Source organism: Microbacterium sp. HA-8 (assembly GCF_046111165.1).
In the GTDB taxonomy this organism is placed as follows: domain Bacteria; phylum Actinomycetota; class Actinomycetes; order Actinomycetales; family Microbacteriaceae; genus Microbacterium.
The window spans coordinates 1,805,555-1,818,394 of sequence record NZ_CP162025.1 but is presented as its reverse complement, the minus strand read 5'-3'; the positions used below and the strand labels follow the sequence as shown (position 1 = coordinate 1,818,394).

Here is a 12,840-nt window from a genome sequence, read left to right as displayed (position 1 = left end):
AGTGTCAGCCCCGCCCGTCCAGGTACCACCAGCGATCGCTCTGCCGCACGAAGCGGCTGCGCTCGTGCAGCTCGTGTGCGACGCCGTCCTCGCGGTAGCGGGCGACGAACTCGACCGTGCCCCGGCGCTCGCCCGGTCCGCCGGCGACGACGTCGAGGATCTCGAGGCCGGTCCATCGCACTCCGGCGTCCACGTCGACGGCGTCGGGCACCGTCCCGGGGTGCCACGTCGCCGCGAGGTACGCGGCATCGGCGCGGGCGAATGCGCTGTATCGCGAGCGCATGAGAGCGAGCGCCGTGGACGCGGGCGCGCCCGCGTGCAGCGGACCGCAGCATCCGTCGTACGCGAGGCCCGTGCCGCACGGGCACGGTCTTGTCACCACCCCTGCGACCCCGGCCCGCCCTTGAAGGGCCCGGCGAGGTCCGCGGTGACCCATCCGCCATAGAACCCGCCGGGCTGCGGCGTGACCACCTCGCCCCCGACGGTGCAGGTGTCCATCGGCGCGGGGTAGACGGCCACGCGCCCGGCCAGTGCCTCGAACCCCGGTGCGGGGGCGGGATACGTCCACGCGGCGCGGGGCGCGGTGCGGCCGCCGCCGTGCACGTCGAAGTACCGTGCGGCGCCCTTGAACTCGCAGAAGGACGACCCGGCGGCGGGGACCAGCGCCCCCGGGGCGAAAGCGTCGATCGGCAGGTAGTAGACGGGCGGGTGGCTGGTCTCGAGAACCCGGACGACATCATCGGTGTCGACGATGCGCTCGCCGCCGAGGTCGATACTGACGCGCCGGTCGACGCGCTCGACACGCGGCGGGCGCGGGTAATCCCACACGGACTCCTGGCCGGGGGCGACGGGATCGGGCGCGGGGCGTCTCATGGCACCAACGCTAAGCCCGTCCGCGAGGCACCGGGCGATCTCCGCGGCCGGGAACTACCCTTCAGGGGTGACCAACTTCGGCGATGACAAGCCCACGGGCCCGAGCACGACCCGCATCACGATCTGGGTTGTCGTCGGCGCCGTCGGCCTCTACTTCCTCATCTCGGGCATCGTCGGCATCGTGACCTCGGGCGGCTGATGGCCGGGCGCTGCCGCCCCTCCCGCCCTGCCGACCCGACCCGCCGACCCGCCGACCTGCCGACCCCGCCGACCCCGCCGACCCGCGAACCCGCGAACCCGCGAACCCGCGAACCCGCGAACCCGCGAACCCGCGAACCCGCGAACCCGCGAACCCGCGAACCCACATTTTTGCAGCGAGCCACCACGTGTCGTGTGGTGTCTCGCTGCAAAAATGTGGGTTCGCCGAGGGGCGCGGTCGCGCGGGCGAGAGCGCGGGCCGACGACACGACGGGCGGATGCTGTCGCTCCGATGACCGGCGCTGGTAGCGTGCGGGCAGGTCGTGCCGACGACGACGCGACCCATGCCGCAGCCAGCAGCAGGGAGCACGCGTGACGAATGTGCAGACAGGCCCCACCCCGGACGGCGACGCGAAGCCGCGGGAGCAGTGGAGCGGCCAGCTCGGGTTCATCCTCTCCGCGATCGGATCGGCCGTCGGACTGGGCAACATCTGGCGCTTTCCCGGCGTCGCGTACGAGAACGGTGGCGGGGCCTTCCTCATCCCCTATCTGATCGCCCTCGTCACGGCCGGCATCCCGATCCTCTTCCTCGACTACGCGCTCGGTCACCGTTTCCGCGGCGCCGCCCCGACCGCCTTCCGTCGCGCCGCAGGGCGAGCGAAGGGGCTGCTCGAGTCCGTCGGATGGTTCCAGGTCTCGATCGCGTTCGTCATCGGTCTCTACTACACCGCCGTCATCGCCTGGGCGGTGTCGTACTTCGTGTTCTCCTTCGACCTGCGCTGGGGCGATGACCCCGCGGGATTCCTCACGGGCGAGTACCTGCGCACCGGCGACCCCGGCTTCAGCCTCGAGTTCGTGCCCGGCGTGCTCATCCCCCTGGCGCTGATCTGGATCGCCGCGATCGTCGTCCTCACCCTCGGGGTCGCGAAGGGCCTCCAGCGCGTCAACGTCATCTTCCTGCCCGTGCTGATCGTCGCGTTCTCGGTGCTCGTCGTCCGGGCACTCTTCCTCGACGGCGCCGCCGACGGCCTGAACGCCCTCTTCACTCCGAACTGGGCGGCCCTCGCCGACCCCGACGTGTGGATCGCCGCGTACAGCCAGATCTTCTTCTCACTCTCGATCGCGTTCGGCATCATGATCACCTACGCCTCCTACCGCAAGCGGCGCGCCAACCTCACCGCACCCGGCCTGGTCGTGGCCTTCGCGAACTCTTCGTTCGAGATCCTCGCGGGCATCGGCGTGTTCGCCACCCTCGGTTTCCTGGCCTTCCAGCAGGGCGTCGAGGTCGCCGAGCTCGAGGGACTCACGGGCGTGGGGCTCTCGTTCATCACCTTCCCCGCCATCGTGTCGCAGATGCCCGGTGGGCCGATCTTCGGCGCGCTGTTCTTCGGCTCGCTCGCCCTCGCCGGTTTCACGTCGCTCATCTCCGTGCTGCAGGTGGTCTCGGCCGCGCTGCAGGAGAAGTTCGCGCTGACCCCGCGTCAGGCGGCGCTGCGCCTGGGCACCGTGTCAGCGGTGCTGTCGATCCTGCTCTTCTCGACCACGACCGGTCTGCTCGCGCTGGACGTCGCCGACCAGTGGGCCAACAACATCGGCATCGTCGCCTCTGCCGTCGCGTCCACGATCCTCGTGATCTGGGTTCTGCGACTGGGCCCCGAGCTGCGCTACCACCTCAATGCGGTCTCGACCTTCCCCCTCGGCCGCATCTGGATCGCCCTGGTCGGCATCCTCGCGCCGCTCGTGCTCGGCTACATGCTCATTGCACGCGTCATCACGCTCCTGGTGGAGGGGTACGGCGGCATGCCGCCGTGGTACCTCGGGATCGTCGGGTGGGGCACGATCCTGTTCCTCGTCGTTTCGGCCGCCGTGCTCACGGGCATCCGATGGAAGAGTCCGCCGGACGACTTCACGGCGTGGCCGCCCTACCCGCCACAGAGACAGGTGGATGCCGCCGCCACGACAGGTGAGGAGACCCGATCATGACCGCCCTCGCGATCGTCTTCCTCCTCCTGTCGATCCTGCTGGTGTGGGGCGGCCTGGTGGCGAGCACACTGTTCCTCCGATCGCATGCCGAGCGCACGTCGTTCCCGCCCGGCGGCCTGGACGATCACCGCGAGGATGCCGCACCCCTCGAGCACGACACCTGAGCCGGAGCGGATGCGAGGATGGGCCCGTGACCGACCGCCTCATGCTCCTCGATACCGCGTCGCTGTACTCGACCGAAGACCTGTTCTCAACACACGTCGTCCGCAGTTCACACTGAATTGACCGACACGAGGCTCGAGCCGCAGGACAGAATCGACAACATGACCACCCGTTTAGTCGAGCTCGGCATCCCGTACGCGGGTTGGCCCGTCCGTTCCGATGGAGACTACGAATTCGGTCTCACCTTCCTTGAGCCGGGACTGATCGAACAGATCATGGAGTGGGCGAAGGACTTCAATCGTGAGTTCGACGATGAGACCGGGTGGCGGTCGGAGAAGGCTCGGGCCGATCACCTCGCGGAAGGTCGACGACTGCAGGCCGCACTGCAAGACGAGGTGGGCAACACCTTCCGCGTCGAGCTCGACCCCTTGGGCTCAGGCCTGACTCCACTCTGACCTCACTCAGTTCGCGTTGCCGCGGGCACCCCACGAAGGAGAACGCCGTGCAAGAACGGGTCATGTTGCTCGACACAGCCTCGCTGTACTTCCGCGCCTACTATGGGATGCCCGACACCGTGCGCGCTCCCGATGGCACCCCGGTCAACGCCGCGCGCGGACTGCTCGACATGATCGCGAAGCTCGCGACCACCTACTCCCCTTCGGGCATCGTGGCGTGCTGGGACGACGATTGGCGCCCGCAGTGGCGCGTCGATCTCATTCCGAGCTACAAGGCGCACCGCGTCGCCGAGGTCGCATCGTCAGGTCCCGACGTCGAGGAGGTCCCTGATCCGCTCGAGGCGCAGCTTCCGGTCATCCGAGAGGAGCTCGAAGCCCTCGGCATCCCGATCGTGGGACGCGCGCACCATGAGGCCGACGACGTCATCGGATCCTTCGCCGCGCAGGCGAACGGCCCCGTCGACATCGTGACGGGCGACCGCGACCTCTTCCAGCTCGTCGACGACACCCGCGGCGCGCGAGTGATCTACACCGCGCGGGGCATGAGCAACCTCGAGGTCATGACCGATGCGACGGTCGTCGCCAAGTACCGGATCCTGCCCGGGCAGTACGCCGATTTCGCGACGCTGCGCGGCGATGCCTCCGACGGCCTGCCCGGCGTGCCCGGGATCGGCGAGAAGACCGCGGCCACGCTGCTCGCCGCGCACGGAGACCTCGCCGGGATCATCGCCGCGGCCACCGCCGGCGAGGGCATGTCGGCGGGCCTGCAGGCGAAGGTGCTCGCCGCCCTCCCCTACCTCGAGGTCGCTCCGCGCGTGGTGAGCGTCGTCCGTGACCTGGACCTCGCGGATGCACCGGCACCGCGGGCGCCCGACGCCGGCCTCGCCGCCGCCGTCGCGGAGCGCTGGGCGCTCGGCGCATCGATGCAGCGCGCGCTCGCCGCGCTGACGACCTCCTGACTGCCCGGTCGTCGTCGACGACGACGGCGACGCGCCGTCAGGCGCGGGCGCGGCGGACGCCGGCGACGGAGCTCAGCAACAGGACGCAGTACACGATCGAGATGCCGAGCACGAGCGCGAGCGGCACCGACCAGTCGCCCGTCGCCTCGTGCAGATACCCCATCACGGGGGCACCGAGCGCCCCGATCGCGTACCCGCCGCCCTGTACGAACGCCGACATCCCGGCGGCTTCGGCGTCGGAGCGCGCGACCGCCACGAGGGCCGTGAAGATGACGACGAAACCGCCCGCGTGTGCGATCGCCCCGAAGCTCGCCCACACGACGAAACCCGCGGGGGCCACCAGCATCCCGCCTGTGAGCACGAGCCAGCACACGCAGATCACGACCGCCGGCACGATCGTCGGAAAATAGCGTGTGAGCACGGGCACGAGGAACGCCCCGAGGATGCCCACGCCCTGGAAGATCGAGGCGAGGGCGCCGGCGCTCGTGCGGTCGACCTGCAGCTGGTCGCCGAGGATCGTGGGCAGCCACGTCGTGAGGGCGTAGTACGCCGTCGTCTGCCCCGAGAAGGTCAGCATGAGCAGCCAGGTGATGGTCGTCTCAGCATGGTGCGCTCGACGCCGCGGGCGGGCACGACGGGCAACGGGCCGGTGAGCGACTCCGCGTCGCGCGACGGATCGCGCCGCAGCGGGATCTGCCCCGTGGATGCCGGCGGTTCGTGCCCGTCCGCGGTCCCCGTGTCGGGTGCGCCCGGTGCGCCGGCGTCGCCGCGGGGGCCGAGGCCCGAGAACCGGTCGGCCGCCGCGCGCGAACGCCGCATGTGCAGCATCCAGAGAATCACTCCGGCGAGCGTGATGGACGCCCACGCGACGAGCGCCCACGTCCAGCCGATGACCGCGGCCAGAGGCGCCGTGCCGAGGGACGTGATGAGGGAGCCGGCGTTGAGCGTTGCCGCGTAGCCGGCCGTGACGGTCGCCACCCGCGCCGGCGGCACATCTCGCCGGATCACCACGGGGATCACGACGTTGCCGATCGTGATGGCGGCTCCGATCACGAGCGAACCCGCCAGCATCCAGCCGAACCCGGGCAGCGCGCGCACGAACGTCCCCGCGAGCACCCCGAGCAGCGACAGCAGCAGCGCGACCTCCGGACCCGCGCGCCGGATCACGAGCGCCGCGACGGGCGTGAGCGCCGCGAACATCAGGACGGGCACCGAGGTCAGGAGTCCGGCCGACGCCGTGCCGATGCCCAGATCCTCCTGGATGTCGATGAGCACCGGGGTCGGCGCGACGATCGGCCCGCGCAGGCTGAGGGCCGCGACCAGCACACCCGCGACGACGAGCCACGGAACCGCTCGCCCCGCGGCGGAGGCGGGGGCGGTCGTCACCGACTCAGTCTACGGAGCGCGCCGACGCGCAACGCCCGCTGAGCCCGTCGAGCCCGCACTGAGCCCGTCGAGCCCGCGCTGCGCCCGTCGAGCCCGCACTGAGCCCGGCGAAACGCGGGTCAGCCGCCGGGCCGCGCCCATGCCTGTAGGCGTGCCCGCGGCCATGTCGTCACGATCCGATCGGCGGGCACACCGGCGGCCTCCGCGCGCGCAGCGCCGTAGTCGAGCAGGGAGAGCTGACCCGGTGCGTGCGCATCCGAGTCGATCGCGAACAGGCAGCCCACCTCCACCGCCAGCGCGAGCAGGTCATCGGGTGGATCCTGGCGCTCGGGACGCGAGTTGATCTCGACCGCCGTGTCGTGGGCCGCGCACGCCTCGAACACGGCGCGCGCGTCGAACTCCGACGGCGGACGCGTTCCGCGTGCACCCTCGACGAGGCGACCGGTCACGTGCCCCAGCACGTTCACACGCGGGTTCCGAACCGCCGCGACCATGCGGCGCGTCATGGCGTCGGCATCCATGCGCAGCTTCGAATGCACCGAGGCGACGACGACGTCGAGCTCGCCGAGCAGCTCCTCGGTCTGGTCGAGCGTCCCGTCGTCGAGGATGTCGACCTCGATCCCCGACAGCAGCGTGAAGCCGTCGTCCGAGAACCGAGGCAGGATCTCGAGCTGCGCGCGCAGGCGCTCGGCGCTCAGACCGTTCGCCACGCGCAGTCGCGGCGAGTGGTCGGTGAGTGCCGTGTACTCGTGACCGAGCCGTCGAGCCTCGCCCACCATCAGCTCGATCGGTGCGAGCCCGTCGGACCACTCGCTGTGCGTGTGCAGATCGCCGCGCAGCAGCACGCGCAGGGCCGACCCGGCCGCAGGGACGTCGTAGCGCTCCCGCAGCTCGAGCAGGTAGTCCGGCACGCGACCCGCCAGCGCCTGGGTGATGACCGCGAACGAGGAATCGCCGACGCCCGCCACGCGCCGCAGTCGCGCGGGATCGTGCAGGACCGCCGCGTCGAGGCCGGCGATGGCCGCCGCAGCCGCACGGAAGGCCTTGGATCGGTATCGCGAAGCACGCTCCCGCTCGAGCAGCGTCGCGATCTCGGCGAGGGCGTCTGCGGGATCCACGCGGCCACCCTACGCCGGGCGCAGCACCCCGCGCAGGGCGGGCGCGGGCGTCAGCCGAGCTCTCGCGAGACCTCGATCCACTGGGTGAGTTTGGCGGCGGCCGCACCCGAATCGATCGCGGCCGCGGCGCGGTCGCGCTCCTCGGCGAGGCGCTCGACGATGGGGCGCTGAGCCTGGGCGGCGTCGTGCGAGAGCCGGTAGGCCACGAGACCCGCCGCGGCGTTCAGCAGCACGATGTCGCGCACAGCGCCGGTCTCGCCCCCGAGCACCCCTCTCACCACCTCGGCGTTGTGCGCGGGGTCGCCCCCGCGCAGCTGATCCATGCGCGCGCGGGGGATTCCCAGGTCGCGCGGATCCAGGTCGTGCTCGTGGATGTCACCGCGGGAGACCTCCCAGATGTGGGAGTGCCCCGTCGTGGTCAACTCATCCAATCCGTCGTCCCCTCGGAAGACCAGCGCCGTCGCGCCCCGCGTGCGGAACACGCCGGTGATGAGGGGTACGCGGTCGAGGTGGGCGACGCCCACGGCGTTCGCCTCCGCCCGCGCGGGGTTGCACAGGGGACCCAGGAAGTTGAAGACGGTGGGCACGCCCAGCTCGCGGCGCGTCGCCGCGGCGTGCGCGAACCCGGGATGGAAACCGCCCGCGAACACGAAGGTGATCCCCGTGCGGCGGAGCGTCTCGGCCACCGCCTGCGGCGTGAGCGAGATCGGCACACCGAGCGCTCCCAGCACGTCGGACGAGCCCGAGGCGCTGCTGGCGGCCCTGTTGCCGTGCTTGATGACGGGGACCCCGGATGCTGCCGCCACGACAGATGCCATCGTCGAGACGTTCACCGTCCCGAAGCGGTCCCCGCCGGTGCCCACGATGTCGAGGGCGTCGGCGGAGACATCGAGCGGCAGCGCGGCATCCAGGATGGCGTCACGGAATCCGACGATCTCGTCCACGGTCTCACCCTTGGCGCGCAGGGCAATGAGGAACCCCGCCAGCTGCGACGGCGTCGTCTCGCCCGTCATCACCTGCGCCATGGCCCACGTCGCCTCCGACACGGGGAGATCGCGCCCCTCGAGAAGGTTCGCTATCAGGTCCGGCCAGGTCGGGGCGTCACTCATACAGGCGATCCTAACGAGGCGTACGCAGGGGGAATGCGGGGGTGATTCCACGCGCGTTCTTAGGTGATCCTAAGTTTCAACGCGGCCAAATCGATACCCGCCCATGCGATCTCGCAGCCCGAGCATCGGCCATAATGGTGAACGTGACGACCACCTCAGCGACCTATGCCCCGGCGGCGAGGACCATCAAACGGCCTGATCCGGTGGCCGTCGGCACCATCGTGTGGCTCGGCAGCGAAGTCATGTTCTTCGCCGGGCTCTTCGCCATCTACTTCACTCTGCGCAACACCTCCCCCGATCTGTGGGCCGAGCGCACCGAGCTGCTGAACGTTCCGTTCGCGCTCGTGAACACGATCATCCTGGTGCTGTCGTCGGTGACATGCCAGATGGGCGTCTTCGCCGCGGAGCGCTTCCAGCCGTACTCCGCGAAGAAGCGCGGGCTGTTCGGCTGGGGAATGGTCGAGTGGTTCTTCCTCACCTTCATCCTGGGCGCGATCTTCGTCTCCGGTCAGGTGTGGGAGTACGCCACGCTCATCACGGAGGGCATGCCCATCGAGGCGGACTCTTACGCGTCGGCGTTCTACCTGACGACGGGCTTCCACGCCCTGCACGTCACCGGCGGACTCGTCGCGTTCCTGCTCGTCATCGGTCGCGCCTACGCCGTGCGCAACTTCGGCCACAAGGAGGCCACCAGCGCCATCGTCGTGTCGTACTACTGGCACTTCGTCGACGTGGTCTGGATCGCCCTGTTCGCCGTCATCTACTTCCTGAAATAGAAAGCGGAACCCCCTCGCCATGCCTCGTGAGAAGAAACGCCGCAGCGGTCGGCGCAGCCCCCTCGCCGCCGCCGGCCTGATCGGAATCGGTCTGCTGCTGACGGGTGGCCTCTACGCCGGGGCGTCCGCCGCGATGGCCTCGACGCCCGAGGTCGCCACGCAGACGCTCACCGTCGACGACGGCGAGAAGCTCTTCCAGGCCAACTGTGCCACCTGTCACGGTCTCGACCTGCAGGGCACCGAGAACGGACCCAGCCTGTACGGTGTCGGCGCCATGGCCGTCGACTTCCAGGTCGCCACTGGCCGTATGCCCCTGCAGATGCAGGGACCGCAGGCGCCGCAGAAGCCGGTGCAGTTCACCGACGAGCAGATCGCGGCGATGGCGGCCTACGTGCAGTCCATCGCCCCGGGCCCCGAGATCGCCAGCGGCGAGGTTCTCGACGGCGAAGGCGACGTCGCCCACGGAGCCGAGCTCTTCCGCATCAACTGCGCGATGTGCCACAACGTCGCCGCAGCCGGCGGCGCCCTCACCGAGGGCAAGTACGCCCCCTCGCTCGTGGGTGTCGACCCCCGCCACATCTACGCGGCGATGGTCACCGGTCCGCAGAACATGCCGGTCTTCAACGACCTGAACCTCTCCCCCGAAGACAAGCGCGACATCATCTCGTCGCTGCTGTGGATGGAACGCAACTCCGGCGCGGGCGGCTTCACGCTCGGCTCGCTCGGTCCCGTGTCCGAGGGCCTGTTCATCTGGATCTTCGGAATCGGCGCGCTGGTCGCGTTCACCGTGTGGATCACGGCCAAGTCCAACTGACCCCGTCGCATCGAGAACTTCTGAGTACGAGGAGCACCATGGCTAACGAGATCGAGGCACCGGAGCACGATCGGGGACCCGCTCCCTCATCGGGCCTCGCCGTTGCCGTGAGCGATCCCGTGCGCAACCCGGGCCTGCCGCCCCACCGGACGCGCGTCACCGATCAGGACCCGAACAAGATGCGCCTCGCCGTGCGCACCGTGTACGGCCTGTTCTATCTCTCGGTGGCAGGCAGCATCTGGGCGATCGCCGCGTACTTCCTGTTCCCGATCGAGGACGGCGAGGTCGCATCGATCCGCGACAACAACCTCTTCATCGGCCTGGGCATCGCCCTGGCGCTGCTGGCCATCGGTGTCGGCGCCATCCACTGGTCCAAAGCAGTCATGGCCGACACCGAGCACATCGAGGCGCGGCACCCCACGCGTGGGCGCGAGTCGACGCGTGCGGGCGCCGTCGCCGCCTTCTCGGCCGCCAATGACGAGTCCGGGTTCGGACGCCGAGCGATGATCCGCAACTCGCTCATCGCCGCGCTGGTCGCCTCCGTCGCCCCCGGCATCGTCCTCTTCCGCGGACTCGCGCCGCAGGGCGAGAACCCCGTCGAGCTGCTCAGCCACACGATGTGGGAGCCGGGCATGCGCCTCGCCCTCGATCCCACGGGAACCCCGATCCGCGCGGCCGATGTCACGCTGGGCTCGGCATTCCACGTCATCCCCGAACCCCTCGCGGAGCTCGGGCACGACGAGGGGTACCTCGAGGAGAAGGCGAAGGCGATCGTCCTGCTCATGCGTCTGCTGCCCGAGCAGCTCGTCGAGACCGAGGAGCGCGCGTCCTGGTCGTATGACGGCATCGTCGCGTACTCCAAGGTGTGCACGCACGTCGGATGCCCCGTCGCGCTCTACGAGCAGCAGACCCATCACCTGCTCTGCCCCTGCCATCAGTCGCAGTTCGACGTGTCGCGTGGCGCTGCGGTCATCTTCGGCCCCGCCGCCCGTGCGCTGCCGCAGCTGCCCATCGCCGTCGACGACGAGGGATACCTCATCGCGCAGAGCGACTTCACCGAACCCGTCGGTCCGAGTTTCTGGGAGCGTCATTGAGCACCGCAACCGCGAAGAGCGAACCGAAGCAGCCGCCCCTGGGCGGTCGCTTCGTCGGCGCCACAGCGAACTACATCGATGAGCGCACCAGCATCTCCGGGCTGGTCAAAGAGCTCGGTCGCAAGATCTTCCCCGACCACTGGTCGTTCATGCTCGGCGAGATCGCCCTGTGGAGCTTCGTCGTCGTCCTGATCTCCGGAACGTTCCTCACGTTCTTCTTCCAGGCGTCGATGGTCGAGACCCACTACAACGGCTCCTGGGCGCCGATGCGCGGCATCCCGATGTCGGCGGCCATGGAGTCAACGCTCCACATCTCGTTCGATCTGCGCGGCGGGCTTCTCGTCCGTCAGATCCACCACTGGGCCGCACTGATCTTCGTGGCCGGCATCGGCGTGCATATGCTGCGCGTCTTCTTCACGGGAGCCTTCCGCAAGCCCCGCGAGCTGAACTGGGTGATCGGCTTCGTCCTATTCGTCCTGGCGATGGCCGAGGGCTTCACCGGTTACTCGCTTCCCGACGACCTGCTCTCGGGCAACGGCCTGCGCATCATCGACGGCATGATCAAGGGGATCCCCCTGATCGGCACGTGGACCTCGTTCCTGCTGTTCGGTGGAGAGTTCCCCGGCACGGAGATCGTCGGCCGCCTGTACGTGCTGCACATCCTGATCCTCCCGGCCCTCGTCGTCGCGCTGATCGCCGTCCACCTGCTCCTGATGATCGTCAACAAGCACACCCAGTTCGCGGGCCCCGGCCGCACGAACGACAACGTGGTCGGCTACCCGATGATGCCGGTCTACATGTCCAAGATGGGTGGCTTCTTCTTCATCACCTTCGGCGTCATCGTCCTGGTCGCATCGCTGTTCCAGATCAACCCGATCTGGAACTACGGCCCCTACGACCCCTCCCCCGTCTCCGCCGGCACCCAGCCCGACTGGTACATCGGCTTCGCCGATGGCGCGCTGCGACTCGTGCCCCCGCACCTCGAGACGGTCTTCCTCGACCGCACCTGGTCGTGGAACATCATCATCCCGCTCGCGGTGCTGGGTCTGTTCATCGTGCTCGTCACGATCTACCCCTTCATCGAGGCGTGGATCACGGGCGACAAGCGCGAGCACCACATCGCGCAGCGCCCCCGCAACGCCGCCACCCGCACCGCCATCGGCGCCGCCGGTGTCACCTTCTACGCGGTACTGTGGGCCGCCGCCTCGTCCGACATCATCGCCACGCACTTCTGGCTGACGATGGAGGGAGTGATCCACACGCTGCAGGCCTCGCTCATCGTCGGGCCGATCCTGGCGTACGTCATCACCAAGCGCATCTGCATCGCGCTGCAGAAGAAGGACCGCGAGATAGCCCTGCACGGGTACGAGTCGGGGCGGATCGTGCGTCTGCCCGGTGGTGAGTTCATCGAGGTTCACCAGCCCGTCGACGAGTACGAGCGCTGGAAGCTCGTCTCCTACGAGACGAACGAACCGTTGGTCGTTCGTCCGAACGCGCAGGGACGGATCCCCTGGCACCAGAACGTGCGCGCGTCGCTCTCCCGCTGGTTGTTCGAGGACCGCCTAACGCCCGTCACGCAGTCCGAGGTCGATGCGGCGCTGGCGCACCAGCACCACGCCCTCGACCACATCGCCGAAGAAGAGACCGCCGAGATCCAGGGCGCGCACGACCGCGCCGGGGCTCCCGACGCTCCGCTCGTGGCCGACCAGACCCAGCGCCTGCACGAGACCGCCGTGCGACCCACCACGGTCGTCGCGCCGGAGGTCGAAGAGAAGAAGACTCCGAAGAAGCGTCCGTCCGACAACGACTGAGCGCCGCTTCACAGGGCCCCGTGCGAACTCCGGTTCGCGCGGGGCCTTTGTCATGGGCGACGCGCGCACCCCCGCCCTACCGGGCCGCCGCAGCCTTGACCA

The 12,840-nt window shown here is 69.5% G+C and carries 14 protein-coding genes and 1 pseudogene; 9 read left to right on the top strand and 6 right to left on the bottom strand.

All coding sequences use genetic code 11. The annotated features are described in order from the left end of the window. Positions 1 to 4: 4 nt before the first annotated feature. Both AB2L57_RS08655 and AB2L57_RS08650 read right to left on the bottom strand, forming a co-directional pair. Entirely contained in the window at positions 5 to 382 is a 378-nt protein-coding gene (locus tag AB2L57_RS08655) for a YchJ family protein (protein ID WP_409048576.1), read from the bottom strand. Then, on the bottom strand, positions 376 to 873 hold the full coding sequence (locus AB2L57_RS08650) for a DUF427 domain-containing protein (RefSeq protein ID WP_292814112.1): 498 nt from the start codon (positions 871 to 873) through the stop codon (positions 376 to 378). Before AB2L57_RS08650 ends, AB2L57_RS08655 begins: the two co-directional genes overlap by 7 nt. A 67-nt stretch (positions 874 to 940) precedes the next feature. Between AB2L57_RS08650 and AB2L57_RS08645 the strand changes: the two genes are divergently transcribed. The 5 genes from AB2L57_RS08645 to AB2L57_RS08625 all read left to right on the top strand — a co-directional run bounded on the left by AB2L57_RS08645 (position 941) and on the right by AB2L57_RS08625 (position 4,630). Next, complete coding sequence (locus AB2L57_RS08645) at positions 941 to 1,072, top strand: hypothetical protein (RefSeq protein WP_292814109.1); 132 nt, start codon at positions 941 to 943, stop codon at positions 1,070 to 1,072. Between the two features lie 371 nt (positions 1,073 to 1,443). Then, a complete protein-coding gene (locus AB2L57_RS08640; protein ID WP_292814106.1) occupies positions 1,444 to 3,054 on the top strand; it encodes a sodium-dependent transporter in 1,611 nt (536 codons plus the stop codon). Then, positions 3,051 to 3,218 carry a methionine/alanine import family NSS transporter small subunit gene (locus AB2L57_RS08635; protein WP_292814103.1) on the top strand — a complete coding sequence of 56 codons (168 nt, stop codon included), beginning with the start codon at positions 3,051 to 3,053 and terminating at the stop codon, positions 3,216 to 3,218. Before AB2L57_RS08640 ends, AB2L57_RS08635 begins: the two co-directional genes overlap by 4 nt. A 159-nt stretch (positions 3,219 to 3,377) precedes the next feature. Further along, complete coding sequence (locus AB2L57_RS08630; RefSeq protein ID WP_292814100.1) at positions 3,378 to 3,671, top strand: hypothetical protein; 294 nt, start codon at positions 3,378 to 3,380, stop codon at positions 3,669 to 3,671. A 47-nt stretch (positions 3,672 to 3,718) separates the two neighbouring features. Next, on the top strand, positions 3,719 to 4,630 hold the full coding sequence (locus tag AB2L57_RS08625) for a 5'-3' exonuclease H3TH domain-containing protein (RefSeq protein ID WP_292814098.1): 912 nt from the start codon (positions 3,719 to 3,721) through the stop codon (positions 4,628 to 4,630). Positions 4,631 to 4,667: 37 nt separating this feature from the next. On the opposite strand, the gene AB2L57_RS08620 is transcribed toward AB2L57_RS08625, so the two are convergent. The 4 genes and pseudogenes from AB2L57_RS08620 to trpD form a co-directional block, all read right to left on the bottom strand. Beyond that, positions 4,668 to 5,495, bottom strand: a complete 828-nt coding sequence (locus AB2L57_RS08620; protein WP_409048575.1) for a CynX/NimT family MFS transporter — start codon at positions 5,493 to 5,495, stop codon at positions 4,668 to 4,670. After that, positions 5,417 to 5,905: pseudogene (locus AB2L57_RS08615) on the bottom strand (MFS transporter); the annotation flags it as partial. The gene AB2L57_RS08620 and the pseudogene AB2L57_RS08615, both read right to left, overlap by 79 nt. Before the next feature lie 230 nt (positions 5,906 to 6,135). Beyond that, entirely contained in the window at positions 6,136 to 7,134 is a 999-nt protein-coding gene (locus AB2L57_RS08610) for a PHP domain-containing protein (protein WP_292814092.1), read from the bottom strand. A 50-nt stretch (positions 7,135 to 7,184) separates the two neighbouring features. Beyond that, a complete protein-coding gene (gene trpD, locus AB2L57_RS08605; RefSeq protein WP_409048574.1) occupies positions 7,185 to 8,243 on the bottom strand; it encodes an anthranilate phosphoribosyltransferase in 1,059 nt (352 codons plus the stop codon). A gap of 134 nt (positions 8,244 to 8,377) precedes the next feature. On the opposite strand from trpD, the gene AB2L57_RS08600 reads away from it, so the two are divergent. From AB2L57_RS08600 to AB2L57_RS08585, 4 genes are read left to right on the top strand one after another with little or no spacing between them, the layout of a single operon-like run. Beyond that, the gene (locus AB2L57_RS08600; protein ID WP_292814087.1) at positions 8,378 to 9,019 is read left to right on the top strand and encodes a heme-copper oxidase subunit III; all 642 of its coding nucleotides are present in this window, start codon (positions 8,378 to 8,380) and stop codon (positions 9,017 to 9,019) included. 19 nt (positions 9,020 to 9,038) lie between these two features. Beyond that, a complete protein-coding gene (locus AB2L57_RS08595) occupies positions 9,039 to 9,833 on the top strand; it encodes a c-type cytochrome (protein WP_292814084.1) in 795 nt (264 codons plus the stop codon). A gap of 38 nt (positions 9,834 to 9,871) precedes the next feature. After that, positions 9,872 to 10,927, top strand: a complete 1,056-nt coding sequence (locus tag AB2L57_RS08590) for a ubiquinol-cytochrome c reductase iron-sulfur subunit (RefSeq protein ID WP_292814081.1) — start codon at positions 9,872 to 9,874, stop codon at positions 10,925 to 10,927. Further along, entirely contained in the window at positions 10,924 to 12,738 is a 1,815-nt protein-coding gene (locus tag AB2L57_RS08585) for a cytochrome b (RefSeq protein ID WP_409048573.1), read from the top strand. Before AB2L57_RS08590 ends, AB2L57_RS08585 begins: the two co-directional genes overlap by 4 nt. The last annotated feature ends 102 nt before the right edge of the window (positions 12,739 to 12,840 follow it).

Coding starts and splice junctions, on each gene's coding strand:
- trpD (WP_409048574.1), bottom strand. CDS start 8,243: ATGAGTGACGCCCCGACCTGGCCGGACCTGATAGCGAACCTTCTCGAG.
- AB2L57_RS08630 (WP_292814100.1), top strand. CDS start 3,378: ATGACCACCCGTTTAGTCGAGCTCGGCATCCCGTACGCGGGTTGGCCC.
- AB2L57_RS08635 (WP_292814103.1), top strand. CDS start 3,051: ATGACCGCCCTCGCGATCGTCTTCCTCCTCCTGTCGATCCTGCTGGTG.
- AB2L57_RS08650 (WP_292814112.1), bottom strand. CDS start 873: ATGAGACGCCCCGCGCCCGATCCCGTCGCCCCCGGCCAGGAGTCCGTG.
- AB2L57_RS08590 (WP_292814081.1), top strand. CDS start 9,872: ATGGCTAACGAGATCGAGGCACCGGAGCACGATCGGGGACCCGCTCCC.
- AB2L57_RS08595 (WP_292814084.1), top strand. CDS start 9,039: ATGCCTCGTGAGAAGAAACGCCGCAGCGGTCGGCGCAGCCCCCTCGCC.
- AB2L57_RS08600 (WP_292814087.1), top strand. CDS start 8,378: ATGGTGAACGTGACGACCACCTCAGCGACCTATGCCCCGGCGGCGAGG.